This is a genomic window from Thioclava sp. PTB-PU3-1, assembly GCF_055666785.1.
The window spans coordinates 67,383-92,610 of sequence record NZ_JBVNVL010000010.1; the positions used below are offsets into that span (position 1 = coordinate 67,383).

A 25,228-nucleotide genomic window follows, 5' to 3' on the forward strand; every position below is an offset into this window, starting at 1 on the left:
AGGCTCCGGTCAGGCAGGCGTTACCGGGCTCGGAAGCGGGCTTCCGGCCAGATAGGCGTCGATATTGGCGATCACCAGCTGCGCCATCGCGCGCCGCGCCTCGTTCGTCGCCGAAGCGATATGCGGCGTGAAAAGCGTATTGGGCGCGCGCAAAAGACCGTCCTCCGCCCCATCGGGCGCGACAGGTTCAACCTCGAACACATCGAGCGCAGCAGAGCCCAGCGTGCCGCCATGCAAGGCCGCCGCGAGCGCCGCGCTGTCGACGACCGAGCCGCGCGCGACATTGACCAGAGTGCCCTCGGAGCCGAGCGCCTCCAGCACCAGCGCATCGACGATATACCGCGTCTCGGGCGTGGCCGAGAGTGTGACGAACAGGACATCGCTTTCGGCGGCCAGCGTCCGGGCGTCGGGGCGCCATGCCTCGGGGGCGTCATCATGGGGCTTGCGCGCATGGTAGATCACCTCGACCCCCAGCGCGCGGAGCATATCCGCCAGCGCCCGCCCGATCCGGCCATAGCCGAGGATACCCGCCCGGCAACCGGTCAGCGCCTGACCCAGCCGCGGTTTCTGTCCGTTCGACCAACCGCCGGAGCGCAGCAACCGCTCGCCCTCGCCGATCCGCCGCCGCACCGAAATCGCGAGCCCCAATGCCAGTTCAGCCACCGCCTCCGACAGCACGTCAGGTGTGGTCGTCACATGGATGCCGCGCGCGGCCGCCGCATCCAGATCGACCGCATCGGTTCCAACGCCATTGACCGCGATCAGGCGCAGGTCGGGAAACTCGGCGATCTCCTCGCCCGAGAGACCGCGCGCGCCGCTGGTCAGCACGACCTCGATGCCGTCGCGGGCCTCGGCATCGCGGGTGACCGGATGCTCGGCGCAGAACGTCTCCATCATGTCGGCGGGCTTCAACTCGATCAGCGCGAGGATCGACGGGTTCGATTTGGCCTCGTCCTTCATGAGATCTGCCCCAAGAAGTTGCGCAGCCGCTCGGATTTCGGATTGCCGAAGAACTCCGCCGGCGGCCCCTCTTCGATGATCGCACCCTGCTCCATGAAGATCACGCGGTCGGCAACGGCGCGGGCGAAATCCATTTCGTGAGTCACGCAGAGCATCGTCATGCCTTCGCGGGCCAGATCGATCATCGTGTCGAGCACTTCCTTGACCATCTCGGGATCGAGCGCCGAGGTCGGCTCGTCGAACAGCATGATCCGCGGCTCCATGCAGAGCGCCCGCGCGATCGCGACCCGCTGCTGCTGGCCGCCCGAGAGTTGGGCGGGAAACTTGTCGGCCTGCTCGGGGATCTTCACGCGCTCCAGATATTTGCGCGCGGTCGCCTCTGCCGTGGCCTTATCCGCACGACCCGTCTTGAGCGGCGCGAGCGTGCAGTTCTGAAGAACCGTCAGATGCGGGAAAAGGTTGAATTGCTGGAAGACCATCCCGACATCGCGACGCACCTTGGCGACGTTCTCGCCGCCAGCCGTCAATTCGATCCCGTCGACGGTGATCTTGCCGTCCTGAATCTCTTCGAGCTGGTTGAGCGTGCGGATCAGGGTCGACTTGCCGGAGCCGGACGGACCGCAGATCACGATCCGCTCGCCTTGTTCGACCGTCAGATCGATCGATTTCAGCGCCTGAAACGCACCGAAGAACTTGGTGACGCCGCGCATCTCGACGGCGGGCTGCTGTGCTTGTGTCATGGGATGCCTTGTAGGGTGATCCGGCGCAGAGCGTGGCTGCGCCGGATGTGAAGTGAGATCAGTTCGTGGCCGTTTTCGGCGTCGCGGCTTCCTCGGCCGAGCCGTTGCGGACGAAGTCCGGGATGTCCGTCGCGAGCCACTGCTCGGAGATCTTGTCCATCGTGCCGTCTTTCATCGCGGAACCGACGAACTCGTTGATCTTCGCCAGAAGCTTGTCGGCGCCCGGCTCGACCGCGATGCCCTGAACCTGGCTCGAGAGCGGGAACTTCTCGTCGAAGCGACCCGGCGCGGCCTTCTCGATCTGGGCGGCCACTACGTTCGACACGCCGATCAGCGGCACCTGCCCCGAGAGCAGCGCCTGCACCGCACCCGCATCGTCATCGAAGCGGCGGATCGTGGCGTCATCGGGGGCGACCTTGGTCACGCCCGCATCCTGCGTCGAGGCGCGCACGACGCCGACCGACTCGCCCGACAGATCAGCCGGCTTGGAAACCTTCTCATCCTTCTTGCCGTAGACCATGATCTCGATCCCGGCATAGGGGCGCGAGAAATCGACCCGCTTGGCGCGCTCGGGCGTGATGCCCAGCGAGGCGACCAGCACGTCGACCTGACCCGAGAGCAGATAGGGGATGCGGTTCGGGCCGGTCACCGGCACGATCTCGATCTTGGTGCCGAGGTAATCGGCGAGCGCCTTGGCGGTATCGGCGTCATAGCCTTCCGGCTTGCCGGTGGTGCCCATCAGACCGAAGGGAGGGAAATCGACGAGCATGCCGACTTTGAGCACGCCGGCCTTCTCGACCTGATCGAGCGTGGTGGCCTGCGCCTGACCTGCCATCAATGCGCCGACCGTCAGGGCCGCCGTTGCAACTGTCTTGAGAAACTTCATGGATTACTCCTCCTAAACCTGAAGCGGGTGAAAAATTAGCGGGTGAATGCGAGGCGCATCCGCCCTTCCAACCGGCGCGCATACAGCGACAGCGGCCAGCAGATGATGAAGTAGATCGCGGCCACCAGCCCGAAGACGACGAACGGGTCGAATGTCGCGTTGTTCACGATCTGACCGGCGCGGGTCAGCTCGGTGAAGCCGATGATCGAGGTCAGCGAGGTGCCCTTGATCAGCTGCACGAGGAAGCCGACGGTCGGGGCCACGGCGATCCGTGCCGCCTGTGGCAGAACCACATGCTGCATCCGGTCGCGATAGCTCAGCGACAGCGCGGTCGCGGCCTCGGTCTGCCCCGAGGGCACCGCCTCGATCGAGCCACGCCAGATCTCGCCCAGATAGGCGCTGGCATGGAAGGTCAGCGCGATCGCCGCCGCCAGCAGCGGGTTGATCGGCAGGTTCAGCACGGTCAGCCCGAAATAGAACAGGAACAGCTGCATCAGGAGCGGCGTGCCCTGGAAGATGCGGATGAACCCGGCGCTGATCCTGCGCAGCGCTTTCGAGCCAGAGCTGCGCGCGAGCGCCACGAAGAGCCCGCCGATTGCGCCGCCGATGAAAGCGATGGCCGACAGCAGAAGCGTCCAGCGTACGGCCTCGATGATGAACAGAATGTCGGAAGGTCCGAATTGGCGGATCATGTCAGCGGCTCGCAGGATAGTTGAATACGGCGTTCTGGACGAGCTTGAAGAGGCCCGAGAACAGCAGCGAAAGGACGAGGTAGATGCCGGTCACGACGAGGTAGATCTCGAAGCTGGCGAAGGTCTTGGCGTTCAAATCCGCGCCGATGGAGGCCAGATCGTTCGCCGAGATCGTCGAGACGACGGACGAGGTCAGCATCAGGTAGATGAACTGGCTCGTCATCGCCGGATAGACGTTGCGCAGGGCCGGTTTCAGGATCACGTAGCGGAAAATCTGGATCGGCCCGAGCCCCAGCGCGCGCCCTGCCTCGATCTGGCCGTTGGGTACGGATTCGATGCCGGCGCGCGTGATCTCGGTCCCGTAAGCGCCGACATTGATCACCAGTGCGATCAGCGCCGCGACATTCGGATCGAGCGAGATTCCGATCGCGGGCAGCCCGAAATACAGAAAGAAGATCTGCACGAGGAAAGGCGTGTTGCGAATGATCTCGACATAGGCGCCGACAATGGCGTGCAGCACCTTGGAATGCGACGTGCGCGCGGCAGCCCCCAGAACCGACACGATCAGCCCCAGGATCATCGCCGCGAAAGACAGGCGGATGGTCAACCATGCGCCATAGAGCAGCAGGTCGAAATTCTCGAATACGGGCGTGAAATTGAAGTGATACACGTCGCCTCCCCTGCGTGTAACCACATGCCCCTCCGCTCCTCAACGATTGGACATATGCATTTTTAGATCGATCTAATTAGAACGATCTAAATCCTGAGTCGCAAATCACGGATGCGTGATGGTCTTTGGCGGGGATCAGTCGACGGGGCCGGTAGTGTCGCGCACCCGCAGGCGGGGCGTCACGATCTCGGATTTGAGCTCTGCGCTCGGGTCCTTGATCCGCCGCAGCAGCAGCTTGGCCGAGGCCGCCCCGATCTGGCGCGGAAAGACCTGCACCGTCGTCAGGCGCGGCGGCGCGCCGAGATCGATGAAGGACAGGTTGTCATGCCCCACCACCGAGAGGTCGCGCCCCGGCATCAGGCCGAGGTCGAACAACCCTCGCAGCAGACCCGAGGCGAGGATGTCGTTGAAACAGATCGCGGCGGTCGGGCGCGGTTCCAGCGCCATCAGCATCGCGGCCGATTGCGGCGAACCATCCCATTCCAGCGGTACGTCGATCACCCCGGCATTGACGAGCCCCTGCGCGCGCAACTCCTCTTCGAAGGCCCCGAGACGTTCTTCCCGCGTCGACACCTTCCCGGCGAGCGAGACAAAGGAAATCCGCCGGTGGCCGAGATCGCGCAGATGCCGCACGCTCAGCCGCACCGCGAGGCCGTGGTCGGACCCCGCGAAATCGCTCAGATCGCGCCCGACATGGCGCATCGCCTGCACCAGCGGCACCCCTGCTGCGACCAGCTTCTCTATCGTGTCCGGCTCGGTCCCTTCGGCGGGAAAGAGGATGATCCCCTCGGCATCGTGTTCGCGCAACCGCCGGAGAAGCCCCGATTGGCGCTCCGGATCGTCGCGCGAGCTGGCGAGCATCACCTGATAGCCTTGCTCGTCCAACTCGGCCTCGATCCCCTCGACGAATTCCGAGAAGAAGCTGTTCACGAGGTTCGGGATGATGACGCCGACCGTGCGGCTTTTCTGGCCGCGCAGTCGGGCTGCCCCGCTATTGGGCACGTAGTCGAGCTCGGCGATGACCTTCTCGACCTTCTCGCGCGTCTTGTCCGCGACCAGATCGGAGCCACGAATGACGAGAGAGGCGGTCGCGCGGGACACGCCCGCCGCCCGCGCCACATCCATCAATGTCGTACGCTTGACCGCCATAATCGCGGAGTAACGACACGAAGGCGATCACGCAAGCACGACAGATTCGCCGCGCCGAGCGCTGCCCAGACGCGAGACCCTAGCGGTAGTGCTTCTGCGTCATGTCGAAGGCGCCTCGCTTCAAATCCATCTTGAAGAACTTATGGTCGCGCTTGAGCCGCTTCACCGCCTCGCGCCCGAAACACAGCAGATCATCGACGAACAGGTCGAAGGGCTGCATCGCCTCGATGATGCGCGGTTCGATCCGGTAGTCCAGCTCGCCCGCATCGTCAGAGCGCGCATGGGCCTGCGCCAGCGCCTGACCGCAGGCGTGGGCATAGTCGCGCCAGCTGCTCTTCGACAGATCGTCGAGGTCGATATCGTCGCGGAAGGGCGCGCGCTCGCGCGACATGAAGCTCATCTCGTCGATCTCCACGCTGCCGTAGAACACATCGCCCTGCGCCAGATGAACCCGCTGGCCATGCGCGATCCGGTCGCCCTTGTCGCCGGCGACGAAATCATTCTCCGGCACGAGGCCTTCCAGCGCGGATTGGCGGGCGCGCTTGAACTCGATGATCAGATCGTCGCTCGCATCCTTGCTCGGCCCTTCGATCAGGCAATAGTAGCGCGGCAGCCCGAGCGAGGCCGTTCCCTGCCCGTGGCGGATGCAGACATCCTTCACCTTCAACTCGCCCGCGCGACCACCCGGATCGATCCCGTTCTGTTTGGCCACGTCATTGATGTAGCCCTGAAACTCCGAGATGCGGCTGGAGATCGGCGTCAGTTCGTCATTCGCCCGGAAGCCCCGCCCGGTCTCGTTGAGATAGCGATCCCAGAGCCATTTCTTCCGGCTCTTGCGCGCCTTCTTGAACATCCGCTGGATCACCTTCGGGCTGTTATCGGGGCGCATCTGCTGGCTCGCCTCCTTGTCGTGGCGGGCGTAGAATTCCATCCCGTCGCGATAGCCTTCGACGAATTTGCGCACGATCTTCTCGCGGTGCTTTTTCTTCTGATCGCCCTCTTCCTTGGCCGCGATCAGGAAGCCCGTGATCCCGCGCTTCAGGTCCCAGGTGAAGGGGCCGTAAAGCACGTCGTCGAAATCATTCACACCGAAGATCGGCACGTTATCGGCATTGGGCATGATCCCGAAATTCTCGGGGTGGACGTCGCCGAGCGCCAGCACCGTCGGCATCCGCTCGTCCTCGCCCAGCATGTCGCGGTGGAACAGAAGCGAGGTGCCGCGCAAGAAGGAGAAGAGCGAATCCGCCAGCTCCTCGAATTTCTCGCCCGCGCCCTCGGCCTTCTCGTCGATCCGCACCGCTTGGTCCTCGATGATCGTGGAGCGCACATGCAGGCGTCGCGCGAGCCCCGTCAGGTCTCCCGGACGCATCACGCAGGGATATTTCACATAGGCCTCGGCAAGCTCGCGATAGGCCTCGACCCGGCTCTGGAGCTGTTCGACGGGCGCGACCCCGGTGGCCTTGCGCGACCGCTTCGGGCTTTGCGCTTTCGAATTGGAAGATTTCGGCTTGTTGTTGCCTTCGGCCATGGGAGGTGCTCCTTTTCGGGGTTCGCTCTCCTAACGGAAAGGTGGGCGAAGACGTTCCGAAAAACCGGCGTGAGCACCAAAGGTCAGGGCGTGTATTCTCCGCAGAGCGCGCGGGACAGGCGCGCGGCCCGCTCCTGCGGATCGTCGAGCGAGAGGACATGGGCGAGCTTGGTATAGGCCGCCTCGGGCGTCATATCGCGCCCGTCGATCACCCCGTGATCGCGCAGGACAGCCCCCGCCGCATAGGTGCCAAGCGCCATGCCGCCCTCGGGGCATTGGCTGACCGCGATGACGGGGATCGCGCGGGCCTGCGCAGTGGCAAGCGCTGCGCGCAGGCCGGGCGTGTCGGGCGCAGTTCCCGAGCCGTAGCAGCGCAGCACCAGCCCGTCGCAGGTCTTGGCGGCATGGTCGAGAAGGCTCTCCTCCGCCCCCGGCGCCACGGCCAGAACGGCGATCCGGGCGGGCCGGATCGGATGGCGGGTAAAGCCCGACCCCGGCTGGCGGGGCGGGATGTCGGAGGGATCGGCGGCAAAGGCGTCGAAGGCGCGCGAATGGCTTTTGCGGACCCGCGCGCCGTGCAGCACGCGCCCTGCGAATTGCACCCAGACGCCGGGCTCGGTCTGCCCTGCCGCCGCGATCGCGTCGCGCAGATTGCGCGCGCCATCATTGCCCTCGACCGACAACGGCAGCATCGAGCCGGTCACGATCACCGGCTTACCCAGCCCTTCGAGCGCGAAGCACAAAGCCCCCGCCGTATATGCCAGCGTATCGGTGCCATGGGTCACGATCACGCCGTCGCAGCGGTCGTGATGCGCGGCGATGGTCTCGGCGATCCGCTCCCAATCGGCGGGCGTGGCATTGGCGCTGTCGATCAGCGGATCGAGGCGCAGGGTCTCGACTTCGCGCCCCTCGGGCAAGGTGGCGAAGAAATTCTCGACCACGCCCTGCTGCGGCACGAAGCCCGCGTCCGAGGCGACCATGCCGATCGTCCCGCCCGTATGGATCAGAAGCAGCGCCACGCCGCCCGTCTCAGTGCCGCGACAGGACGCTGGAAGGCCGCGCGCGCGACAGCGACACGGTCAGCGCCGCCACGATCAACGCCTTGATCATGTCACCCGGGATGAAGACCAGCATCAGCGAGGTGCTCTCGATAAGGCTTTTGCCGAGTGCCAGCGACAGCCCGACGATCCCCATCGCGTAGGACAGCACGATCCCGCCAAGGATCGCCCCCACGAAGACCGAGGCACCCAGCGGCACCGAGCGCCACTTCTCGACGATGAAACCGGTCAGCCACGCCGCCAGCGGCCAGCTGAACAGGAAGCCACCCGTCGGGCCGAAGAAGACGCCAAGCCCGCCGCGACCACCGGCCAGCAGCGGCAGACCCACGGCCACCAGCAGCAGGAACAGCAGAACCGCGAGCGCACCGCGCTTCGATCCCAGCACGGCGCCCGCCAGCATGATGCCAAGGCTCTGCGCCGTGATCGGCACCCCGAAGCCCAGCGTGATTTTCGGGATCAGCGCCAGCACTGCAATCAGGGCCGCAAACAGCGCGATCAGCGCGACATTCTTTTCCATCTCAAGTCTCCCTCTCGGATGTGAGCCCTCCCCGGGCCCGTAGCGCATCGCCGACATGGTCGGCATCGTCAAGCGCAAGAAGCGTGAAGGGCAGCACCAGCCGCCAGCTTGGCCGCCGGGTGGCGCGGGCGCGCCAGCTCTCGGTGAGGCGCCCCCCTTTGTTGGTCAGCACCGGCACCATGCGGATCACCAGCGCGATTGCGATCTCCAGCGCAGCGGTCGACAGCCCGAAGCGGCGCAAAGGCGTCGTCAGCCAGCGCACCACCGAGATCATATCACTCAGCCGCGTCGTCATCGACACGAGGTTCGCCAGCGCCACGGCAGAGATCATCCGCATCACGATCACCGCGCCCTGCACCAGCTCGCCGATCACCGCCTGCCAGATCGCGACGATCACGATGAAGGGCCAGAGCAGTTTCAGCGCCGCCAGACCCGCGCGCAGAAAGGCGCGGCCCGGCAAGGCATAGGCGATCGCGATCGCGGTCACGACGCCCGCAAGGATGAGCGGATTTTCGATGTAGAACAGCCCCACGGTCGCCACGCAGAGCGCTGCGAGCTTCAAACCCGCAGGCCAATCATGGGCGGCTGTCTTAACGGGAGAGCTGAGCGATATCATCGGCCTCTCCCGCGCGGGTCATCTCTTCGACGTAAACGGGCAGCACCTCGCGCGCCGCGCCATGCATCCGCAGCCGCCCTTGGTCGAGCCAGAGGATTTCGTCGTAATGCTCCAGCTCGCGCGGGTCATGCGTCACCTGCACCAGCGTCCCGCGATAGAGCGTCAGCGCCCGGCCCAGCTGCGCCTTGGTCGGGATGTCGAGGCCGGAGAATGGCTCGTCGAGGATCAGCAGGTTCGGGGCCATCGCGCTCACCGCCATCAGGCACAGAAGCTGCTTCTGGCCCTGGCTGAGCGTCGTCACATAGGCATCGCGCCACGCCGCTTTGCCGAACTGCTCCAGGGTGCGATCGGCCGCAGCTTCGGCCTCGGGCTTCTTCATGCCCTGCTGGCGCAGCCCGAAGGAAATCTCCTCGATCACGGTCGGAAAGATGATCTGGTGATCGGGGTTCTGGAACAGGATACCGACCTCGCGCAGCGCGGCCTTCCGGTCGGCGGCCAGATCGTGGCCGTTGATCCGCAGACTGCCCCGGCTCGGCGCGATCAGCCCCGCCATCAGTCGCGACAGGGTGGATTTGCCCGATCCGTTGCGCCCCACCACGCCGATGCGGCGGGCGCGGGTCTCCAGCGAAATCCCCTCCAGCACCGGACGACCGTCAAGATCGTGGCCGAGATCGGAAATCGCGATATGGCTCGCGGAAGTTTGGGTCGCGCCGTCAGACATGCGCCGGGTCATATACGCAGACGCGCCGCGTTTCCAGACGCCCTGCACATAGCGAAAGGCGCGCGAGGTCTCCCCCGCGCGCCTTTGTCTCAAAGCTTGGTTAGCTTACCGAGGTTCGGTCCGCAGACCCTTCCAGATCGCCCAACACATCACCAGCAGAACCAGCGTGAAGGGCAGACCGGTGGAGATCACCATCGCCTGTAGCGCGCTCAGACCGCCGCCGATCAACAGCACGATCGCGACCGCGCCCTCGAAAGTGGCCCAGAACACACGCTGCGGGACCGGCGCGTCGACCTTGCCGCCTGCGGTGATCGTATCGATCACGAGCGAGCCGGAGTCCGACGAGGTCACGAAGAACACGATGACCAGGACGATCGCGATGACCGAGGTGATCGAGGCCAGCGGCAGCCCCTCCAGCATCGCGAAGAGCGACAGCGGCGGGTTGTAGCTATCGATGACCTGCGCCTTCACCAGCGAACCGGACGGATCCGAGATCACCTGATCGATCGCGACACCACCGAAGACCGCCATCCACAACACGCAGACGAGCGACGGGATCAGCAGAACGCAGATGATGAACTCGCGCACGGTACGGCCACGCGAAACGCGGGCGATGAACATGCCGACGAAGGGCGACCAGGAAATCCACCATGCCCAGTAGAACGCGGTCCAGCCGTCGCGATAGCTGTCATCCGTGCGCCCGATCGGGTTCGACAGCGGGATGATGTCTTTCGCATAGGCCAGAAGGCCCTGACCGAAATCGGTGAAGATCATCAGCGTCGGGCCCGCGAAGAGCACGAAGAGCAGCAGCAGCGCCGCGATCCCCATGTTGATCTCCGAGAGCAGCTTCACGCCGCCATCGAGGCCGCGCAGCACCGAGAACAGCGCAACGCCGGTGATCAGCGTGATCAGGATGATCTGCACCGTCGTGTCGATCGGCACGCCGAAGACGTGGTTGAGACCCGCATTCGCCTGCTGCGCGCCGAAGCCGAGCGAGGTCGCAAGGCCGAACAGCGTCGCGAACACCGCGATGATGTCGATGATATGGCCGGTCCAGCCCCAGACTTTCTCGCCGAAGATCGGATAGAAAGCCGAACGGATCGTCAGCGGCAGACCCTTGTTATAGGAGAACAGCGCCAGCGCGAGCGCCACGACCGCATAGATCGCCCAGGGGTGCAGACCCCAGTGATAGATCGTCGCGGCGAGGCCCATTTCCTTGGCCCGAGCGACATTCTCCGGGATTAGGTTGCCATCCGCATCGAAGGGCGAAGGCGTGCCCAGAGGCTGCGAGACCGCCATGTGATAGACCGGCTCGAGCACGCCGAAGAACATCAGGCCGATGCCCATACCGGCGGCGAAGAGCATCGCAAACCACCCCATATAGGTGAAGTCCGGCTCCGCATCCGTGCCGCCCAGACGCACTGCGCCATAAGGCGAGACGATCAGCGCGAGGCAGAAGATGACGAAGAGGTTCGCGGCGCTCATGAAGAACCAGTCGAAGGTCGAGGTCAGCCACGGGCGCATCGCGCCAAACAGCGAACTCGCCTGCTCAGGCAGAGCCAGCGCATAGAAGACGAAGGCCACGATGGACAACGCCGAGATCATGAAAACAGGGTTGTGAATGTCGAAACCGAAGGGCCCTACCTGCCCTTCGAGGTTGTCTTGACCGATCTCATAGTCGGTCTCGATCAATTGTGTGTCCCCTTCGGGGGCAGGGATGCCCTGAACTTCTTCAGGTTCGGCCATATGCCGTCCTCCTGTCCTTATTGGTTATATTGGTCCGCGTTATCCGCGTACGAGAAACACCGACGCATCGCTGTGCGCGGCGAGGTGGCCGCCATGCGACGCAAAGAGATAGTTGGCCGCGTTGGGCACATGCGTGGCCATCACCACCAGATCGGCCCCGAGCTCGTCAGCCGTCTTCAGCAACGTCTTGTCGAGATCAACGGCCGGGTCGGGCACGATGACTGCCTTCGACGACCCCTTATGCCCAAACTCGTTGGCATGGCTCTGCGCGAAATCGTCCAGTTTCGCGGCATATTCCTTGGCATTGTGGCCGAATTCGCTCGGCTCTTGGCTAGTGACACCTATGAAAACAACTTCTGCGTCGTGTTTCGCTGCGATTTCCGAAGCGACTTTCAACGTCTTGCCCATCTTCTCGACATGACGCAGGTCGACCGGAACCATGATTTTTTCAAACATATCGATCCGTCCCTCAGTCTTGAAGCGCAGCACCCTATTGCAGGATGCAACGATATCCAACCAACCCAGTGTGTCACATTCGGTTCCGGATTTCGTGAAGAAAAATTAAAGAAATGACATGCCTGCCTCGGGGCCTGCGGCGCGCGGTCACATCGGCGCCGGATTCCGTCCTGCGCGGACGTATCACTTCCAGTTGGCTCAGGAAGGAGAGACCGATGCGTTTTCACAGCTCACTTGGAACAAGACTTGGCGCGATAGTCACCGTGATCGCGGTCGTTTTAGGCACGGCCCTACCCGCACAAGCGGCGCTCACCTCGGCGGAACATAGGGCGGTGCTCGCGGCGCTGGATGACGAGTATCACGCGCAGGCCACCTATCGGGCGATCATGGAGAGGTTTGGCGCCGTGCGCCCCTTCTCGAATATCGAGCGGGCCGAGATTTCCCATGCCGCGGCGCTGATCGCTGTGCTGCGGCAGAACGGGCTATCCGTGCCCGCCAACCCCTATCTGAGCGGAGCGAAGCCCTTGGCGCCCGTCCCAGCCACGCTGGCCGAGGCCTGCGCGCTTGGCGTGCAGGCGGAGATGGCCAATTCCGGGCTCTATGACGGGCGGCTCCTGCCGGCGGTCACCGGGAATGCGCAGCTTACCCAGATCCTGACGCGCCTGCGCGATGCCTCTCAGAACAAGCACCTGCCCGCCTTCCAGCGCTGCGGTGGCGGTGGGCAGATGCAGGGGCGCGGCATGGGCGGCCAAGGGCGCGGCTATGGCGGCGGCAGAGGCCCCGCCTGGAACTGAAGTGCCCTGCCCTCGAAGACACACCCCACGAATGCAAAACGCCCCGGCCTTTCGGTCGGGGCGTTTCGGTATTCAGACGAACCGGTCGGCTCAGCCGCGCTCTTCGACGATTTCGACGAGGTGCGGAATCTTCGCGACCATACCGCGCACGGCCGGGGTATCTTCCAGCTCACGGGTACGGTTCATCTTGTCCAGACCCAGACCTTTCAGCGTGGCACGCTGGATGGCGGGGCGACGGATCGGCGAACCGATCTGCTTGACGACGATGGTAGCCATTGATCGCTCTCCTTACGCTTCCGTGGCTTCGGCAGTTGCCTCAGCCTCGGGCTTCTTGAGGATGTCGGCCACTTTCTTGCCGCGGCGCGCAGCCACCTGACGGGGGCTTGCTTCGCGGGTCAGACCGTTCAGCGTGGCACGGATCATGTTGTAGGGGTTCTGGGTGCCGGTCGATTTCGACACGACGTCCTTCACGCCCAGCATCTCGAACACGGCACGCATCGGACCACCGGCGATGATCCCGGTACCTTCCGGTGCGGTGCGCATCACGACCTTACCAGCGCCGTGACGGCCCTCGATGTCGTGGTGCAACGTGCGGCCATCGCGCAGCGGGACGCGGATCAGGTTGCGCTTCGCTTGCTCGGTGGCTTTGCGGATCGCTTCCGGAACCTCTTTGGCCTTGCCTTTGCCGAAGCCGACACGGCCACGCTGGTCGCCGACGACCACGAGGGCTGCGAAGCCAAAGCGCTTACCACCCTTCACGGTTTTCGACACGCGGTTGATCGCGACGAGGCGATCTGCGAATTCCGGGTTTTCGTCGCGGTCGTCGCGGCGGCCCCGGCGGTTGTCACGTTCTGCCATGAGGCATTCCTTCTCGTGATGGCGTGGTTTCACGCCGTTTGTCTCAATCCAGGTGCCCCGCCCCGAAGGGCGCGGCCCGGATCATCGGGGGGACGCGAACGTCCCCCACCAGTCTTAGAACTTCAGACCGCCTTCGCGGGCTGCGTCGGCGAGCGCCTTGATCTTCCCGTGGAACAGGAAGCCACCGCGGTCGAAGTAGCAGGTTTCGACACCGGCTTTCTTCGCACGCTCGGCGATCGCGGCGCCAACTTTGGCTGCCGCTTCGACGTTGTTCTTGCCGACCACACCGAGATCCTTCTCGAGCGTGGAAGCGGCGGCCAGAGTGCGACCGTTCACGTCGTCGATCAGCTGAACGCTGATGTTTTTCGACGAACGATGCACCGAAAGACGGGCGCGACCAGCGGCCATCTTGCGAAGCTTGTTCCGGACGCGCAGGCGGCGCTTGAGGAACAGATCCCGTTTGCTGTTTGCCATTTTCGCGTTCCTTACTTCTTCTTACCTTCTTTGCGGAAGATATACTCACCCTTGTAGCGGATGCCCTTGCCCTTATAGGGCTCGGGAGCACGCCATTCGCGGATATTTGCCGCGACCTGGCCCACCTGCTGCTGGTCAGAACCTTCCACAACGATCTCGGTCTGCTTCGGAGCGGTGACAGTCACGCCCTCCGGAACCTCGAAGTTGACTTCGTGCGAATAACCGAGCGACAGCTTCAGGACGTTGCCCTGCATCTGCGCGCGATAACCAACACCCTGGATCTCCAGCTCCTTCTTGAAGCCTTCGGTCACGCCCTGGACGAGGTTCGCGACCTGCGAGCGGGTCATACCCCACTGCTGGCGCGCGCGCTTCGACTGGCCACGCGGGGTGACGGTGACGGCGTTGTCCTCGACAGCGAGGGTCACGTCGTCGGTCGCGGTGAAGGTACGGGTGCCTTTCGGCCCCTTCACTTCGATGGTCTGGCCCGACAGCTGCGCAGAAACGCCGCTGGGAAGCTCGACCGGTTTCTTACCAATACGAGACATTGAGCCCTCCTTAGAACACGGTGCAGAGCACTTCGCCGCCAACATTGGCGGATCGTGCGTTTGCATCCGACATCACGCCCTTCGAGGTCGAGACGATCGAGACGCCGAGGCCCTGACGGACCGACGGAACGTCTTTCGCGGCCATGTACACGCGGCGACCGGGGGTCGAGACGCGCTGCAGCTCGCGGATGACCGGGGTGCCCTCGTAGTACTTGAGGCTGATTTCCAGCTCCGGATGGCCGGCAGCAGACGTCGCCTGCTCGTAACCACGGATGTAGCCTTCGTCAGCCAGCACGTCGAGAACCCAAGCGCGAAGCTTGGAGGCCGGGGTGCGGACGGTGGATTTGCCACGCAGTTGTGCGTTGCGGATGCGGGTCAGCATATCGCCGAGAGGATCGTTCACAGACATGTCGCCCTCCTTACCAGCTCGACTTCACCATGCCGGGGATCTGACCGTAGGAGGCCAGGTCACGCAGCATGATCCGCGAGAGTTTGAGCTTACGGTAGTAAGCGTGGGGACGACCCGTGAGCTGGCAACGATTGTGCAGCCGGACCGCCGACGAGTTGCGCGGGAGTTCCGCGAGTTTCAGCGACGCCTTGAAGCGCTCTTCCATCGGGCGCTCCTGGTCGTTGATGATTTCCTTGAGCGCGGCCCGCTTGTCAGCGTACTTGTTCACAAGACGCTGGCGCTTCGCTTCGCGCGCAACCATGGATTTCTTAGCCATAAGTTTCGTTCCTCCGCGATCAGGCGTTGAAGGGCATGTTGAAATGCTTCAACAGCGCCTTCGCTTCGGCATCCACGTCAGACGTGGTCACCATGATGATGTCCATACCCAGAACCTCATCGACCTTATCGAAGTCGATCTCGGGGAACACGATGTGTTCCTTGAGGCCCATTGCGAAGTTGCCACGACCGTCGAAGGACGGCTTCACGCCGCGGAAGTCACGAACGCGCGGCATAGCAACGTTGATCAGGCGATCGAGGAATTCGTACATCCGGTCACCGCGCAGGGTCACTTTCGTACCCAGCGGCATCTCTTCCCGGACGCGGAAGCCAGCGATCGACTTCTTCGCCTTGGTCATCACGGCCTTCTGACCAGCGATGAGCGAGAGCTCTTCGGCGGCCTGCTTGACCTTCTTGGTGTCTTTCACGGCTTCGCCGACGCCCATGTTCAGCACGATCTTGTCGAGCTTCGGGATCATCATGTCGTTCTTGTAGCCGAACTCTTCTTTCAGCGCCGCCTTGATGGTGTCGCGGTAAAGAGCGCGAAGACGCGGAGTGTAGGTAGCTTGATCGAGCATCAGATCGCATCCCCCGTGGTCTTGGCGAAACGCACCTTCTTGCCGTCTTCCTCGCGGAAGCCGACGCGGGTGGCTTTGCCGTTTGCGTCCATCAGAGCCAGGTTCGACAGGTCGATCGGCATAGCCTTGGGCTGGCGACCGCCCTGGTTGGACTGGGTCTGACGCTGGTGGCGGATCGCAACGTTCACGCCGTCGACGACAGCTTTGCCGGCTTTCGGGTCAACAGAGGTGATCTCACCCTGCTTGCCCTTGTCCTTGCCAGCGAGAACGACGACCTTATCGCCTTTGCGGAGCTTAGCAGCCATTACAGCACCTCCGGAGCAAGCGAGATGATCTTCATGAAGTTCTTCGCACGCAGCTCACGCACGACCGGCCCGAAGATACGGGTGCCGACCGGCTCGCCCGCGTTGTTCAGGATGACGGCGGCGTTGCGGTCGAAACGGATGGCGGTGCCATCGTCGCGACGAACTTCTTTGGCGGTGCGCACGACGACGGCCTTGCGGACGTCACCTTTCTTCACGCGGCCGCGCGGGATCGCTTCCTTGACCGACACCACAATGATGTCGCCCACGGATGCGTAACGGCGGTGCGAGCCGCCGAGGACCTTGATGCACTGAACCCGGCGAGCGCCGGAGTTGTCAGCAACATCCAGATTGGTCTGCATCTGGATCATGGGGTTACTCCCGACCTTTGGGGACGCCTATGCAGTAAGGGCCCCAGGGTTTCGAATACTGACGGATGGCCCCGGCTTACGCCGAAACCACAACCCGCCAGCGCTTGGTCTTCGAGACGGGTGCGCACTCTTCGATGCGAACAATGTCACCGGTCTTGAACTGGTTTTCCGCGTCATGGGCGCGGTATTTCTTGGACTTCCGGATCGTTTTCTTGAGAACCGGATGCGTGAAGCGGCGCTCGACCGAAACGGTTACGGTCTGGTCGTTTTTGTCCGACGTCACGGTACCTTGCAGGATGCGTTTGGGCATAGGAAGCTCTCCTTACTTCGCGGCTTCAGCGGCTTTTTGGTTCAGCACGGTTTTGATACGTGCAACGTCCCGACGAACAGAGCGCATGCGCGCGGTGTTCTCGAGCTGGTTCGTGGCCTGCTGAAAGCGGAGGTTGAAGGCTTCTTTCTTCAGCGAGACGAGCTGATCACGCAGCTCATCAGGCGTCTTCGCCTTGAGTTCTTGGGCGTTCATCCCGGATCCTTTCTTGGCATCAGAGGGCCCCTCGCGGGTGACCCTGCTTTCTGATGGGTTATGTCGGTCCTGATTTCAGGAACTTGGGGCCAATATCAGAGCGAATCGAATATGGCAAGGATTGTTTGGCCTCAGGCCCGCTTTGGCGTAACAGGGGGGAAATCCACGCCCAGTTGCGAGAGCCCCAATGTCCGAGCCCAAGACCCAGATCGAGTCCCTCTTCGTCACCCGCCTCTACCGCGCCTCCTTATCCGCATTCGGCCCGAAGGTCGATACGGGCGAGCTGGAGGCGTCGTGCTACGCCATTGCCGAGGATGACGAGGCCGGTCAGGACTGGTGCGAGGAGAATGGCTATCCGGGCTATACCTCCTACGCCTCGCTGACCGACCTGCCCTGGCGCTTCCCGATCTTCGCGGACATGGTGAAGGCGCTCGACAAGCACGTCGCGGCCTTCGCCGAGGATCTGCAGTTCGATCTGGGCGAGGGCAAGCTGGTGCTCGAAGACCTCTGGATCAACATCCTGCCCGAAGGCGGCACCCACAGCTCGCACCTCCACCCCCATTCGGTGATCTCGGGCACGACCTATGTCGCGATGCCCGACGGCGCCTCGGCGCTGAAGCTGGAGGACCCGCGCAGCGCCCGGATGATGGCGGCCCCTACCCGCCTCAAGACCGCCCGGCGCGAGCTGCAGCCCTTCATCTACATCGCCCCCGAGCCCGGCGAGGTTCTGCTCTGGGAAAGCTGGCTGCGCCACGAGGTGCCGATGAACATGGCCGAGGACGAGCGCATCTCGGTGAGCTTCAATTACAAATGGGTGGATTGAGCCCGGCGCTTTGATCGCAATCATAGCCAAACCGGGTCTCACCTGATTTCCTTGCTGCGCAACCAGATAACGGGAGCGCAGCATGAAAACACTCGTCGCCTATGCCTCCAGCGAGGGGCAAACCCGCAAGATCGCGCGGCACGTCGCCGACCGGATCTCCGAATTGGGCCATTCCGCCGAATTGATTTCCACTAAGGAAGCCGAGGGGATGAACCTCGACCGGTTCGACCGGATCATCCTCGCGGCCTCGATCCATGTCGGACATTATCAGGGCCGCTTCGCCGATTTCGTCGCAGAGCAACGCGACATCATCCGAAATCGCCCGAGCCTTTTCCTCTCCGTCTCGCTGGCCGCTGCCGGTCACGACGCGGAGGATTGGCGCGCCCTCGACAAGATCCTTAAGGACTTCGAAGAGGCGACCGGCTGGACGCCGGATCTGACCGAACAGATCGCCGGCGCCTACCTGCCGTCGAAATACGATATCTTCCGGCGGTTCGTGATGCGCCGGATCGTGGCGAAGAAGGACCCCGATGCCGATCTCGACGCCGATATCGAATATACCGACTGGGAGGCGCTCGATGCGCTGATCGACGGCTGGATTTCCGACGGAGCCTGATCATACCGCCAACAACGCAAAGGCCCCGCCATCTCTGGCGGGGCTTTCGTTTGTCTTCAGCGGCCAGACCGGGATTACCAGTCCTGACGCTCGACGATACGGCAGGCGACCGGAAGCTTGGCCGCGCCGAGGCGCAGAGCCTCGCGAGCGGTCTCTTCGTTGACGCCGTCGATCTCGAACATCACGCGGCCGGGCTTGACCTTGGCGGCCCAACGGTCGACCGAACCCTTACCTTTACCCATACGGACTTCGGTGGGTTTCGCGGTGATCGGGGTATCCGGGAAGATCCGGATCCAGACACGGCCTTGACGCTTCATGTGGCGGGTGATCGCACGACGCGCAGCTTCGATCTGACGGGCGGTGACGCGCTCGGGCGCCTCTGCCTTGAGGCCGAAGTGACCGAAGTTCAGGTCGAAACCACCTTTGGCTTCACCGTGAATCCGGCCTTTGTGCATCTTGCGGAACTTCGTCCGTTTCGGTTGCAGCATAACTATCTACTCCCTCAGCGATCGCGACGCGGGCCGCGCGGTGCCGGGCCCTCTTGGGCTTCAGCGTGCTTGCGGTCACGAGCTTGCGGATCATGTTCCATGATCTCGCCTTTGAAGATCCAGACCTTCACGCCGATGATCCCGTAGGGGGTCGACGCTTCGGACAGCGCATAGTCGATATCGGCACGCAGGGTGTGCAGCGGAACGCGACCTTCGCGATACCACTCGGTACGTGCGATCTCGGCACCGCCCAGACGGCCAGCGACGTTCACACGGATACCAAGACCACCCATACGCATCGCGTTCTGCACCGAGCGCTTCATGGCGCGACGGAACGAGACACGACGCTCGAGCTGCTGTGCGATCGACTCGGCGACGAGCTGCGCATCGAGTTCCGGCTTGCGGACTTCGACGATGTTCAGGTGCAGCTCGCTGTCGGTGAAGTTCGCCAGCTTCTTGCGGAGCGCTTCGATGTCAGCGCCCTTCTTGCCGATGATGACGCCCGGACGTGCAGCGTGAATGGTCACACGGCACTTCTTGTGCGGACGCTCGATGATGACGCGGCTGATGCCGGCCTGCTTGGCTTCCTCGTGGATGAACTCGCGGATCTTGATGTCCTCGAGCAGCAGGTCGCCATAGTCTTTGCTGTCGGCATACCAGCGGCTATCCCAGGTGCGGTTGACCTGGAGGCGCATGCCGATCGGATTAACCTTCTGACCCATTACGCTTGCTCCTCAACCTGACGCACCTTGATGGTGATTTCCGAGAACGGCTTCATGATCTTGCCGAAGCGACCACGTGCCCGCGGACGGCCACGCTTCATCACCAGGTTCTTGCCAACCCAGGCTTCCGCCACGACGAGCTCGTCCACGTCCAGGCCGTGGTTGTTCTCAGCGTTGGCGATTGCCGACTGAAGGCACTTCTTCACGTCGAGCGCGATGCGCTTCTTCGAGAAGGTCAGGTCCGAAAGGGCCTTGTCGACCTTCTTGCCACGGATCATCGCGGCGACGAGGTTCAGTTTCTGCGGCGAGGTGCGAAGCATGCGGGTCTTCGCCATCGCTTCGTTCTCCGCCACGCGGCGCGGATTCTTTTCCTTACCCATGACGATTACTTCCTCTTGGCTTTTTTGTCGGCCGCATGCCCGTAATAGGTGCGGGTCGGCGAATATTCACCGAACTTCTGACCGATCATTTCCTCGGTGACGTTCACCGGGATGTGCTTGTGGCCGTTGTAGACCCCAAAGGTCAGACCAACGAATTGCGGCAGGATGGTGGAGCGACGCGACCAGATCTTGATGACGTCGCCTTTGCCCGACTCGCGAGCCTTCTCTGCTTTTTTCAGCAGGTAGGCATCGACGAAGGGGCCTTTCCAAACAGAACGAGACATATGTTAGCGACCCTTCTTCTTCGCGTGACGCGAACGCAGGATATACTGGTCCGTCTTCTTGTTGACGCGCGTGCGCTTGCCCTTGGTGGGCTTGCCCCACGGCGTAACCGGATGACGGCCACCCGAGGTACGACCTTCACCACCACCGTGCGGGTGGTCGATCGGGTTCATCGCGACACCGCGGACGGTCGGACGGACGCCCATGTGGCGCTTACGACCGGCTTTACCGAGGTTCTGGTTCGAGTGGTCGGCGTTCGACACGGCACCGATGGTCGCCATGCATTCCTGACGCACGAGGCGCAGTTCGCCCGACGAAAGACGCAGCTGAGCGTAGCCACCGTCACGGCCGACGAATTGGGCGTAGGTGCCCGCGGCGCGTGCGATCTGGCCACCCTTGCCGGGCTTCAGTTCGACGTTGTGGACGATGGTACCGATCGGCATGCCCGAGAACGGCATCGCGTTGCCCGGCTTGACGTCGTGACGCGAGCCCGAAACGACCTTGTCACCGACAGCGAGACGCTGGGGCGCGAGGATGTAGGCCTGCTCACCATCTTCATAGTTGATCAGCGCGATGAAGGCGGTCCGGTTCGGATCGTATTCGATCCGCTCGACGGTGCCTTGAACATCGAACTTGCGACGCTTGAAATCGACGATGCGATAGAGACGCTTCGCGCCACCACCCTTGTGCCACATCGTGATCCGCCCGGTGTTGTTCCGGCCACCCGACTTGGTCAAACCCTGCGTGAGGGCTTTGACCGGACGGCCTTTCCAAAGCTCCGAACGGTCGATCAGAACCAGCCCACGCTGGCCCGGCGTCGTCGGCTTATACGACTTGAGTGCCATGCTTTCTGTCTTCCGTTGGTTTGCGGCGAGTTGCCTCGCCTGTCTGTGTGTATAGGGCCCCGAAGGTCCCCGAATTCAAAAATCACGGGCCCCGGAACGAATCCGAGGCCGCGAGACTGGCGCGATGTAGCAGGGATGTGGGGGTGAGTCTATAGGCTTGGCCTGTTTTTGCGCGCGTTGGTCCAAGCAACTGGCGCTTCGCGGTCAGGGCAGGCAAAATGGCTCCCGAGGCAGAAGACATAACAGGAGCAACCAATGCGTCCAACCCGAGCAATCCTCCTCGCAGCCCCGCTCTGCGCGGCAGCGACCCTCGCGACCCCGACCCTCGCCGACGCGTGGCGCGGCACCTATGAGGTCGCCGGGGTGAAAGGCGAGGACATGCTGAAACTGCGCGCAGGCCCCGGCACCGGCTACAAGGTGATCCTGGGGCTTCCCAACGGCGCGCTCGTCCATGTGCGCAGCTGCGAGCGCAGCGGCAATACCCGCTGGTGCAACGTCTCGCTCGACGTCGCCCGCAACCTGCGCGGCTACGTCTCGGAAAGCTACCTGCGCGAGAAGTGAGGCGCTGGCGCTGCCCGGGCACTCCATGAGCGGCAAGCGCCCCCTCCCCTAGCGATCACGCAAACGAAAAGGCCCCCGCGGATCGCGAGGGCCTTTCCAATGTCTCAGTCCTACCGGATTACAGGCCGGTGGTGACGTCGATCGTGTTGCCTTCTTCCAGCGTCACGTAGGCTTTCTTGAAGTCCGAGCGACGACCGGGGGTGCCCCGGAAGCGCTTGGTCTTGCCCTTGGTGATGGTGGTGTTGACCGCCTTCACCTTGACGCCGAAGAGAGTCTCAACAGCTTCTTTGATCTGCGGCTTCGAAGCGTCTTTCGCCACTTCGAAAACAACAGCGCCGTTCTCCGAGGCCATGGTGGCCTTCTCGGTGATGATCGGCTTGACGATCACGTCGTAATGTTCGGGTTTCGCGCTCATTTCAGACGAGCCTCCAGAGCTTCGACACCCGCCTTCGTGAGCACGAGCGTGTCACGCTTGAGGATGTCATACACGTTGGCGCCCATCGAAGGCAGCACATCGATGCCGTCGATGTTGCGCGCGGCTTGGGCGAAGTTCTCGTTCACCTCGGCCCCGTCGATCACCAGCACCTTCTTCCAGCCCAGCTCCTTGGCGGCTTTCGCCAGCAGCTTGGTCTTGGCTTCGGCGAGCTGCGCGTCCTCCAGGACGATCAGTTTGCCAGCAGCGGCTTTCGACGACAGCGCGTGCTTCAGACCCAGAGCCCGGAACTTCTTGGGCAGGTCGTGAGCGTGGCTGCGCGGGGTCGGGCCCTTGTAGACGCCACCCTTGCGGAAGATCGGCGCCTTGCGGGAGCCGTGACGTGCGCCACCGGTGCCCTTCTGACGATAGATCTTCTTGGTCGAGTAGCTGACCTCCGAGCGGGTGAGAACCGAGTGGGTGCCCTGCTGAGCCTTCGCACGCTGCCAGCGCACGACGCGATGCAGGATGTCCGCACGCGGCTCGAGCCCGAAGATCTCGTCGGCGAGGTCGATCGAACCGGCTTTGCCGGCGTCGAGCTTGATCACATCGAGTTTCATTGCTTGTCTCCTTCGGGCGCTTCGCCGCCGTCTTCGCCTTTGTCGGCTTCGATCGACTCTTCAGCTTCCTTCAGCGCAGCAGCTTCCTGAGCGGCCTGCTCCTCGGCGAGACGCTGAGCTTCGGCTTCAGCCTCGGCAGCAGCAGCGGCAGCGGCTTCTTCAGCAGCTTTCGCAGCGGCTTCGGCAGCCGACTTCAGCGCGGCGGGGTAGATGATGTTCTCGGAGAGCGGCTTCTTGACCGCATCCTTGACCGTCACCCAGCCACCTTTGGCGCCCGGCACCGAACCCTTGACCATGATCAGGCCACGGTCGGCATCGGTCTTGACGACCTGAAGGTTCTGGGTCGTGACGCGCACGGCACCGAGGTGACCTGCCATCTTCTTGCCCTTGAACACTTTGCCCGGGTCCTGACACTGACCGGTCGAACCGTGCGAGCGGTGCGAGATCGACACGCCGTGCGTGGCGCGCAGACCACCGAAGTTGTGACGCTTCATAGCACCGGCGAAACCCTTACCGATCGAGGTGCCCGCGATATCCACGAACTGACCTTCGAAATAGTGGTTCGCGGTGATTTCCTCGCCCACTTCGATCAGGTTTTCTTCAGCGACGCGGAATTCCGCGACTTTGCGCTTCGGGGCGACATTGGCTTTCGCGAAGTGACCACGCAGAGCCGCGGTCGTACGCTTGGCCTTGGCTTCACCAGCGCCGAGCTGAACGGCCGTGTAGCCGTCGAGTTCGGAAGTGCGCTGAGCCACCACCTGAAGCTTGTCGAGTTGGAGAACGGTCACAGGAACCTGCTTGCCGTCCTCAAGGAAGAGCCGGGTCATGCCCAGCTTCTTGGCGATAACACCAGTCCGCAGCATAATGCCCTCCTTACACCTTGATCTCGACGTCGACGCCCGCTGCGAGGTCGAGCTTCATCAGCGCGTCCACGGTCTGGGGGGTCGGATCGACGATGTCGAGAAGACGCTTGTGCGTCCGGATTTCCCACTGGTCACGCGACTTCTTGTCGATGTGCGGACCACGCAGAACCGTGAATTTCTCGATCTTGTTCGGGAGCGGGATGGGCCCGCGAACCTGAGCACCCGTGCGCTTCGCGGTGTTCACGATTTCCTGGGTGCTGGCGTCCAGCACGCGGTAATCGAACGCCTTGAGCCGGATGCGGATATTTTGGCCGGTCATATGTCATGCCTCTTCGCATGGCGTGAAGGTTGAGAGGCAGACGGCACCGAATGTAGCGCCTGCATCGAACCTGAAAATCTTGGCAGATCAGGCGCGTCCTCTATGGCGTCACCCTGAGTCTGTCAAGAGCGAATGGCGCGCCTTTCGGCGCACCATTCAAATTCTTTCCAACTGTCGTTTTCGGGGCCCCGGAGAGGGCCCCGAAACCATCGATCACGCGATGATTTTGGAGACGACGCCGGCGCCGACGGTGCGGCCACCTTCGCGGATTGCGAAGCGCAGACCGTCTTCCATCGCGATCGGAGCGATCAGTTCGACTTCGAACTTCAGGTTGTCGCCCGGCATGACCATCTCGGTGCCCTCGGGCAGCGTCACGGTGCCGGTCACGTCCGTCGTGCGGAAGTAGAACTGCGGACGGTAGTTCGCGAAGAACGGGGTGTGACGGCCACCTTCCTCTTTGGTGAGGATGTAGGCTTCAGCCTCGAACTTGGTGTGCGGCTTAACCGAACCCGGCTTACACAGAACCTGACCACGCTCGACGCCGTCACGGTCCACACCGCGCAGCAGCGCGCCGATGTTGTCGCCAGCTTCACCACGGTCCAGCAGCTTGCGGAACATCTCGACGCCCGTGCAGGTCGTCTTCGTGGTGTCGCGGATACCCACGATTTCCAGTTCGTCGCCGACGTTGATCACGCCACGCTCGACGCGGCCGGTCACAACCGTACCACGGCCCGAGATCGAGAACACGTCTTCGATCGGCATCAGGAAGGGCTGGTCCACGGCGCGCTCCGGCGTCGGGATGTAGCTGTCGACAGCTTCCATCAGCGCGCGGATCGAGTTCTCGCCGATTTCCGGGTCACGGCCTTCCATCGCGGCCAGAGCCGAACCCTTGACGATCGGGATATCGTCGCCGGGGAAGTCGTAGGACGACAGAAGTTCGCGAACTTCCATTTCCACGAGCTCGAGCAGCTCCTCGTCGTCGACCTGGTCAACCTTGTTCAGGTAGACAACCATCGCCGGGATGCCGACCTGACGGCCGAGCAGGATGTGCTCGCGGGTCTGCGGCATCGGGCCGTCAGCTGCGTTCACGACCAGGATTGCGCCGTCCATCTGCGCTGCACCCGTGATCATGTTCTTCACGTAGTCGGCGTGGCCGGGGCAGTCGACGTGCGCGTAGTGACGCGACTCGGTCTCGTATTCCACGTGTGCGGTCGAGATCGTGATCCCGCGGGCCTTCTCTTCCGGCGCGCCGTCGATCTGGTCATACGCGCGGAAATCACCGAAATACTTCGTGATCGCAGCCGTCAGCGTCGTCTTGCCGTGGTCAACGTGGCCAATCGTGCCGATGTTGACGTGCGGTTTGTTACGTTCAAACTTTTCCTTTGCCAT

38 protein-coding genes are annotated in these 25,228 nt (G+C 63.0%); 4 read left to right on the top strand and 34 right to left on the bottom strand.

The features are described from left to right. Positions 1-9: 9 nt before the first annotated feature. From ACZ7GB_RS19140 to ACZ7GB_RS19200, 13 genes are all read right to left on the bottom strand, one after another. Positions 10-960, bottom strand: coding sequence for an NAD(P)-dependent oxidoreductase (locus tag ACZ7GB_RS19140; RefSeq protein WP_472160032.1), 951 nt, complete (start codon positions 958-960; stop codon positions 10-12). After that, positions 957-1,670, bottom strand: coding sequence for an amino acid ABC transporter ATP-binding protein (locus tag ACZ7GB_RS19145; RefSeq protein ID WP_472160049.1), 714 nt, complete (start codon positions 1,668-1,670; stop codon positions 957-959). The genes ACZ7GB_RS19140 and ACZ7GB_RS19145 overlap by 4 nt, the downstream gene beginning before the upstream one ends. An 88-nt stretch (positions 1,671-1,758) precedes the next feature. Next, a complete protein-coding gene (locus ACZ7GB_RS19150; protein WP_347429710.1) occupies positions 1,759-2,586 on the bottom strand; it encodes a transporter substrate-binding domain-containing protein in 828 nt (275 codons plus the stop codon). A gap of 35 nt (positions 2,587-2,621) precedes the next feature. After that, a complete protein-coding gene (locus tag ACZ7GB_RS19155) occupies positions 2,622-3,278 on the bottom strand; it encodes an amino acid ABC transporter permease (protein WP_078521256.1) in 657 nt (218 codons plus the stop codon). A 1-nt stretch (position 3,279) separates the two neighbouring features. Then, positions 3,280-3,948 (bottom strand): amino acid ABC transporter permease, encoded by a 669-nt coding sequence (locus tag ACZ7GB_RS19160; RefSeq protein WP_472160034.1) that lies wholly within the window; start codon positions 3,946-3,948, stop codon positions 3,280-3,282. A 135-nt stretch (positions 3,949-4,083) separates the two neighbouring features. After that, complete coding sequence (locus ACZ7GB_RS19165; RefSeq protein ID WP_078542372.1) at positions 4,084-5,097, bottom strand: LacI family DNA-binding transcriptional regulator; 1,014 nt, start codon at positions 5,095-5,097, stop codon at positions 4,084-4,086. A gap of 79 nt (positions 5,098-5,176) precedes the next feature. Continuing rightward, a complete protein-coding gene (locus ACZ7GB_RS19170; protein ID WP_472160035.1) occupies positions 5,177-6,625 on the bottom strand; it encodes a DUF2252 domain-containing protein in 1,449 nt (482 codons plus the stop codon). Between the two features lie 83 nt (positions 6,626-6,708). Next, positions 6,709-7,644 carry an asparaginase gene (locus ACZ7GB_RS19175; protein WP_472160037.1) on the bottom strand — a complete coding sequence of 312 codons (936 nt, stop codon included), beginning with the start codon at positions 7,642-7,644 and terminating at the stop codon, positions 6,709-6,711. 10 nt (positions 7,645-7,654) lie between these two features. Beyond that, entirely contained in the window at positions 7,655-8,200 is a 546-nt protein-coding gene (locus ACZ7GB_RS19180; protein WP_078542375.1) for a biotin transporter BioY, read from the bottom strand. 1 nt (position 8,201) lies between these two features. Further along, complete coding sequence (locus tag ACZ7GB_RS19185; protein ID WP_472160039.1) at positions 8,202-8,816, bottom strand: energy-coupling factor transporter transmembrane component T family protein; 615 nt, start codon at positions 8,814-8,816, stop codon at positions 8,202-8,204. Continuing rightward, on the bottom strand, positions 8,791-9,537 hold the full coding sequence (locus tag ACZ7GB_RS19190; protein WP_246832687.1) for an energy-coupling factor ABC transporter ATP-binding protein: 747 nt from the start codon (positions 9,535-9,537) through the stop codon (positions 8,791-8,793). Before ACZ7GB_RS19190 ends, ACZ7GB_RS19185 begins: the two co-directional genes overlap by 26 nt. Before the next feature lie 105 nt (positions 9,538-9,642). Then, positions 9,643-11,283, bottom strand: a complete 1,641-nt coding sequence (locus ACZ7GB_RS19195) for a BCCT family transporter (protein WP_472160040.1) — start codon at positions 11,281-11,283, stop codon at positions 9,643-9,645. Between the two features lie 39 nt (positions 11,284-11,322). Next, positions 11,323-11,739 (bottom strand): universal stress protein, encoded by a 417-nt coding sequence (locus tag ACZ7GB_RS19200; RefSeq protein WP_472160042.1) that lies wholly within the window; start codon positions 11,737-11,739, stop codon positions 11,323-11,325. A gap of 215 nt (positions 11,740-11,954) precedes the next feature. On the opposite strand from ACZ7GB_RS19200, the gene ACZ7GB_RS19205 reads away from it, so the two are divergent. Further along, the gene (locus ACZ7GB_RS19205) at positions 11,955-12,533 is read left to right on the top strand and encodes a ferritin-like domain-containing protein (RefSeq protein ID WP_472160043.1); all 579 of its coding nucleotides are present in this window, start codon (positions 11,955-11,957) and stop codon (positions 12,531-12,533) included. Positions 12,534-12,623: 90 nt separating this feature from the next. Here the strand turns inward: ACZ7GB_RS19205 and rpmD are convergent, their stop codons facing one another. The 11 genes from rpmD to rpmC form a co-directional block, all read right to left on the bottom strand. Then, a complete protein-coding gene (gene rpmD, locus ACZ7GB_RS19210) occupies positions 12,624-12,809 on the bottom strand; it encodes a 50S ribosomal protein L30 (RefSeq protein WP_075773858.1) in 186 nt (61 codons plus the stop codon). 12 nt (positions 12,810-12,821) lie between these two features. Then, positions 12,822-13,391 (bottom strand): 30S ribosomal protein S5, encoded by a 570-nt coding sequence (gene rpsE, locus ACZ7GB_RS19215; RefSeq protein ID WP_078549280.1) that lies wholly within the window; start codon positions 13,389-13,391, stop codon positions 12,822-12,824. A 114-nt stretch (positions 13,392-13,505) separates the two neighbouring features. Then, on the bottom strand, positions 13,506-13,865 hold the full coding sequence (gene rplR, locus ACZ7GB_RS19220) for a 50S ribosomal protein L18 (RefSeq protein ID WP_075773856.1): 360 nt from the start codon (positions 13,863-13,865) through the stop codon (positions 13,506-13,508). A gap of 11 nt (positions 13,866-13,876) precedes the next feature. Next, complete coding sequence (rplF, locus tag ACZ7GB_RS19225; RefSeq protein WP_078521275.1) at positions 13,877-14,410, bottom strand: 50S ribosomal protein L6; 534 nt, start codon at positions 14,408-14,410, stop codon at positions 13,877-13,879. A gap of 10 nt (positions 14,411-14,420) precedes the next feature. Next, complete coding sequence (gene rpsH, locus ACZ7GB_RS19230; protein WP_152845393.1) at positions 14,421-14,819, bottom strand: 30S ribosomal protein S8; 399 nt, start codon at positions 14,817-14,819, stop codon at positions 14,421-14,423. Positions 14,820-14,829: 10 nt separating this feature from the next. Continuing rightward, on the bottom strand, positions 14,830-15,135 hold the full coding sequence (gene rpsN, locus ACZ7GB_RS19235; protein WP_075773854.1) for a 30S ribosomal protein S14: 306 nt from the start codon (positions 15,133-15,135) through the stop codon (positions 14,830-14,832). Positions 15,136-15,154: 19 nt separating this feature from the next. Then, on the bottom strand, positions 15,155-15,712 hold the full coding sequence (gene rplE / locus ACZ7GB_RS19240; protein ID WP_078549282.1) for a 50S ribosomal protein L5: 558 nt from the start codon (positions 15,710-15,712) through the stop codon (positions 15,155-15,157). Beyond that, entirely contained in the window at positions 15,712-16,017 is a 306-nt protein-coding gene (gene rplX / locus ACZ7GB_RS19245; RefSeq protein WP_078521279.1) for a 50S ribosomal protein L24, read from the bottom strand. The genes rplE and rplX overlap by 1 nt, the downstream gene beginning before the upstream one ends. Then, positions 16,017-16,385 (bottom strand): 50S ribosomal protein L14, encoded by a 369-nt coding sequence (gene rplN / locus ACZ7GB_RS19250; protein ID WP_075773851.1) that lies wholly within the window; start codon positions 16,383-16,385, stop codon positions 16,017-16,019. The genes rplX and rplN overlap by 1 nt, the downstream gene beginning before the upstream one ends. 76 nt (positions 16,386-16,461) lie before the next feature. Beyond that, positions 16,462-16,695, bottom strand: coding sequence for a 30S ribosomal protein S17 (rpsQ, locus tag ACZ7GB_RS19255; RefSeq protein ID WP_078521280.1), 234 nt, complete (start codon positions 16,693-16,695; stop codon positions 16,462-16,464). Between the two features lie 12 nt (positions 16,696-16,707). After that, a complete protein-coding gene (rpmC, locus tag ACZ7GB_RS19260; RefSeq protein ID WP_078521281.1) occupies positions 16,708-16,908 on the bottom strand; it encodes a 50S ribosomal protein L29 in 201 nt (66 codons plus the stop codon). A gap of 187 nt (positions 16,909-17,095) precedes the next feature. Between rpmC and ACZ7GB_RS19265 the strand changes: the two genes are divergently transcribed. Together ACZ7GB_RS19265 and ACZ7GB_RS19270 are read left to right on the top strand one after the other, a co-directional pair. Then, entirely contained in the window at positions 17,096-17,731 is a 636-nt protein-coding gene (locus tag ACZ7GB_RS19265; RefSeq protein ID WP_078549284.1) for a 2OG-Fe(II) oxygenase family protein, read from the top strand. Positions 17,732-17,813: 82 nt separating this feature from the next. After that, positions 17,814-18,347, top strand: a complete 534-nt coding sequence (locus tag ACZ7GB_RS19270; RefSeq protein WP_078542380.1) for a flavodoxin domain-containing protein — start codon at positions 17,814-17,816, stop codon at positions 18,345-18,347. Between the two features lie 74 nt (positions 18,348-18,421). On the opposite strand, the gene rplP is transcribed toward ACZ7GB_RS19270, so the two are convergent. The 5 genes from rplP to rplB are packed head-to-tail and all read right to left on the bottom strand — an operon-like array spanning position 18,422 to position 21,064. Continuing rightward, positions 18,422-18,835: a 50S ribosomal protein L16 gene (rplP, locus tag ACZ7GB_RS19275; protein WP_078542381.1), complete on the bottom strand. Its 414-nt coding sequence runs from the start codon at positions 18,833-18,835 to the stop codon at positions 18,422-18,424. 14 nt (positions 18,836-18,849) lie between these two features. Next, positions 18,850-19,557, bottom strand: a complete 708-nt coding sequence (gene rpsC / locus ACZ7GB_RS19280; RefSeq protein WP_078521288.1) for a 30S ribosomal protein S3 — start codon at positions 19,555-19,557, stop codon at positions 18,850-18,852. Next, a complete protein-coding gene (gene rplV / locus ACZ7GB_RS19285; protein WP_078521290.1) occupies positions 19,557-19,937 on the bottom strand; it encodes a 50S ribosomal protein L22 in 381 nt (126 codons plus the stop codon). Before rplV ends, rpsC begins: the two co-directional genes overlap by 1 nt. A gap of 5 nt (positions 19,938-19,942) precedes the next feature. After that, a complete protein-coding gene (rpsS, locus tag ACZ7GB_RS19290) occupies positions 19,943-20,221 on the bottom strand; it encodes a 30S ribosomal protein S19 (RefSeq protein WP_078521291.1) in 279 nt (92 codons plus the stop codon). 3 nt (positions 20,222-20,224) lie between these two features. Then, on the bottom strand, positions 20,225-21,064 hold the full coding sequence (gene rplB / locus ACZ7GB_RS19295; RefSeq protein ID WP_078521293.1) for a 50S ribosomal protein L2: 840 nt from the start codon (positions 21,062-21,064) through the stop codon (positions 20,225-20,227). 255 nt (positions 21,065-21,319) lie between these two features. On the opposite strand from rplB, the gene ACZ7GB_RS19300 reads away from it, so the two are divergent. Next, positions 21,320-21,625 carry an SH3 domain-containing protein gene (locus ACZ7GB_RS19300; protein ID WP_078549288.1) on the top strand — a complete coding sequence of 102 codons (306 nt, stop codon included), beginning with the start codon at positions 21,320-21,322 and terminating at the stop codon, positions 21,623-21,625. Between the two features lie 118 nt (positions 21,626-21,743). On the opposite strand, the gene ACZ7GB_RS19305 is transcribed toward ACZ7GB_RS19300, so the two are convergent. The 5 genes from ACZ7GB_RS19305 to tuf all read right to left on the bottom strand — a co-directional run. Then, a complete protein-coding gene (locus ACZ7GB_RS19305; RefSeq protein WP_078521296.1) occupies positions 21,744-22,040 on the bottom strand; it encodes a 50S ribosomal protein L23 in 297 nt (98 codons plus the stop codon). Next, positions 22,037-22,657, bottom strand: a complete 621-nt coding sequence (gene rplD / locus ACZ7GB_RS19310) for a 50S ribosomal protein L4 (protein WP_075773839.1) — start codon at positions 22,655-22,657, stop codon at positions 22,037-22,039. Before rplD ends, ACZ7GB_RS19305 begins: the two co-directional genes overlap by 4 nt. Further along, positions 22,654-23,520, bottom strand: coding sequence for a 50S ribosomal protein L3 (rplC, locus tag ACZ7GB_RS19315; RefSeq protein WP_078542383.1), 867 nt, complete (start codon positions 23,518-23,520; stop codon positions 22,654-22,656). The genes rplD and rplC overlap by 4 nt, the downstream gene beginning before the upstream one ends. 10 nt (positions 23,521-23,530) lie before the next feature. Next, positions 23,531-23,839, bottom strand: a complete 309-nt coding sequence (gene rpsJ / locus ACZ7GB_RS19320; protein WP_036639457.1) for a 30S ribosomal protein S10 — start codon at positions 23,837-23,839, stop codon at positions 23,531-23,533. A gap of 213 nt (positions 23,840-24,052) precedes the next feature. Further along, positions 24,053-25,228 (bottom strand): elongation factor Tu (tuf, locus tag ACZ7GB_RS19325; protein WP_078549290.1); only part of this gene is annotated, 1,176 nt, incomplete at its 5' end.

What these genes read in the sequence shown, in the direction of transcription:
- ACZ7GB_RS19265 (WP_078549284.1), top strand. Translation starts at nt 17,096, where the DNA reads ATGTCCGAGCCCAAGACCCAGATCGAGTCCCTCTTCGTCACCCGCCTC.
- rplC (WP_078542383.1), bottom strand. Translation starts at nt 23,520, where the DNA reads ATGCTGCGGACTGGTGTTATCGCCAAGAAGCTGGGCATGACCCGGCTC.
- rpmC (WP_078521281.1), bottom strand. Translation starts at nt 16,908, where the DNA reads ATGAACGCCCAAGAACTCAAGGCGAAGACGCCTGATGAGCTGCGTGAT.
- ACZ7GB_RS19140 (WP_472160032.1), bottom strand. Translation starts at nt 960, where the DNA reads ATGAAGGACGAGGCCAAATCGAACCCGTCGATCCTCGCGCTGATCGAG.
- rpsH (WP_152845393.1), bottom strand. Translation starts at nt 14,819, where the DNA reads ATGTCTGTGAACGATCCTCTCGGCGATATGCTGACCCGCATCCGCAAC.
- rplP (WP_078542381.1), bottom strand. Translation starts at nt 18,835, where the DNA reads ATGCTGCAACCGAAACGGACGAAGTTCCGCAAGATGCACAAAGGCCGG.
- rpsE (WP_078549280.1), bottom strand. Translation starts at nt 13,391, where the DNA reads ATGGCAGAACGTGACAACCGCCGGGGCCGCCGCGACGACCGCGACGAA.
- ACZ7GB_RS19185 (WP_472160039.1), bottom strand. Translation starts at nt 8,816, where the DNA reads ATGATATCGCTCAGCTCTCCCGTTAAGACAGCCGCCCATGATTGGCCT.
- rpsC (WP_078521288.1), bottom strand. Translation starts at nt 19,557, where the DNA reads ATGGGTCAGAAGGTTAATCCGATCGGCATGCGCCTCCAGGTCAACCGC.
- rpmD (WP_075773858.1), bottom strand. Translation starts at nt 12,809, where the DNA reads ATGGCTACCATCGTCGTCAAGCAGATCGGTTCGCCGATCCGTCGCCCC.
- ACZ7GB_RS19270 (WP_078542380.1), top strand. Translation starts at nt 17,814, where the DNA reads ATGAAAACACTCGTCGCCTATGCCTCCAGCGAGGGGCAAACCCGCAAG.
- ACZ7GB_RS19300 (WP_078549288.1), top strand. Translation starts at nt 21,320, where the DNA reads ATGCGTCCAACCCGAGCAATCCTCCTCGCAGCCCCGCTCTGCGCGGCA.
- rplD (WP_075773839.1), bottom strand. Translation starts at nt 22,657, where the DNA reads ATGAAACTCGATGTGATCAAGCTCGACGCCGGCAAAGCCGGTTCGATC.
- rplF (WP_078521275.1), bottom strand. Translation starts at nt 14,410, where the DNA reads ATGTCTCGTATTGGTAAGAAACCGGTCGAGCTTCCCAGCGGCGTTTCT.
- ACZ7GB_RS19180 (WP_078542375.1), bottom strand. Translation starts at nt 8,200, where the DNA reads ATGGAAAAGAATGTCGCGCTGATCGCGCTGTTTGCGGCCCTGATTGCA.
- ACZ7GB_RS19305 (WP_078521296.1), bottom strand. Translation starts at nt 22,040, where the DNA reads ATGAGCGCGAAACCCGAACATTACGACGTGATCGTCAAGCCGATCATC.
- ACZ7GB_RS19170 (WP_472160035.1), bottom strand. Translation starts at nt 6,625, where the DNA reads ATGGCCGAAGGCAACAACAAGCCGAAATCTTCCAATTCGAAAGCGCAA.
- rplV (WP_078521290.1), bottom strand. Translation starts at nt 19,937, where the DNA reads ATGGGTAAGGAAAAGAATCCGCGCCGCGTGGCGGAGAACGAAGCGATG.
- ACZ7GB_RS19205 (WP_472160043.1), top strand. Translation starts at nt 11,955, where the DNA reads ATGCGTTTTCACAGCTCACTTGGAACAAGACTTGGCGCGATAGTCACC.
- ACZ7GB_RS19200 (WP_472160042.1), bottom strand. Translation starts at nt 11,739, where the DNA reads ATGTTTGAAAAAATCATGGTTCCGGTCGACCTGCGTCATGTCGAGAAG.
- rpsQ (WP_078521280.1), bottom strand. Translation starts at nt 16,695, where the DNA reads ATGCCCAAACGCATCCTGCAAGGTACCGTGACGTCGGACAAAAACGAC.
- ACZ7GB_RS19195 (WP_472160040.1), bottom strand. Translation starts at nt 11,283, where the DNA reads ATGGCCGAACCTGAAGAAGTTCAGGGCATCCCTGCCCCCGAAGGGGAC.
- rpsS (WP_078521291.1), bottom strand. Translation starts at nt 20,221, where the DNA reads ATGTCTCGTTCTGTTTGGAAAGGCCCCTTCGTCGATGCCTACCTGCTG.
- ACZ7GB_RS19155 (WP_078521256.1), bottom strand. Translation starts at nt 3,278, where the DNA reads ATGATCCGCCAATTCGGACCTTCCGACATTCTGTTCATCATCGAGGCC.
- ACZ7GB_RS19150 (WP_347429710.1), bottom strand. Translation starts at nt 2,586, where the DNA reads ATGAAGTTTCTCAAGACAGTTGCAACGGCGGCCCTGACGGTCGGCGCA.
- ACZ7GB_RS19190 (WP_246832687.1), bottom strand. Translation starts at nt 9,537, where the DNA reads ATGTCTGACGGCGCGACCCAAACTTCCGCGAGCCATATCGCGATTTCC.
- rplR (WP_075773856.1), bottom strand. Translation starts at nt 13,865, where the DNA reads ATGGCAAACAGCAAACGGGATCTGTTCCTCAAGCGCCGCCTGCGCGTC.
- rplN (WP_075773851.1), bottom strand. Translation starts at nt 16,385, where the DNA reads ATGATCCAGATGCAGACCAATCTGGATGTTGCTGACAACTCCGGCGCT.
- rpsN (WP_075773854.1), bottom strand. Translation starts at nt 15,135, where the DNA reads ATGGCTAAGAAATCCATGGTTGCGCGCGAAGCGAAGCGCCAGCGTCTT.
- rplB (WP_078521293.1), bottom strand. Translation starts at nt 21,064, where the DNA reads ATGGCACTCAAGTCGTATAAGCCGACGACGCCGGGCCAGCGTGGGCTG.
- rplE (WP_078549282.1), bottom strand. Translation starts at nt 15,712, where the DNA reads ATGCTCGATCAAGCTACCTACACTCCGCGTCTTCGCGCTCTTTACCGC.
- ACZ7GB_RS19165 (WP_078542372.1), bottom strand. Translation starts at nt 5,097, where the DNA reads ATGGCGGTCAAGCGTACGACATTGATGGATGTGGCGCGGGCGGCGGGC.
- rpsJ (WP_036639457.1), bottom strand. Translation starts at nt 23,839, where the DNA reads ATGACCGGCCAAAATATCCGCATCCGGCTCAAGGCGTTCGATTACCGC.
- rplX (WP_078521279.1), bottom strand. Translation starts at nt 16,017, where the DNA reads ATGGCTGCTAAGCTCCGCAAAGGCGATAAGGTCGTCGTTCTCGCTGGC.
- ACZ7GB_RS19145 (WP_472160049.1), bottom strand. Translation starts at nt 1,670, where the DNA reads ATGCGCGGCGTCACCAAGTTCTTCGGTGCGTTTCAGGCGCTGAAATCG.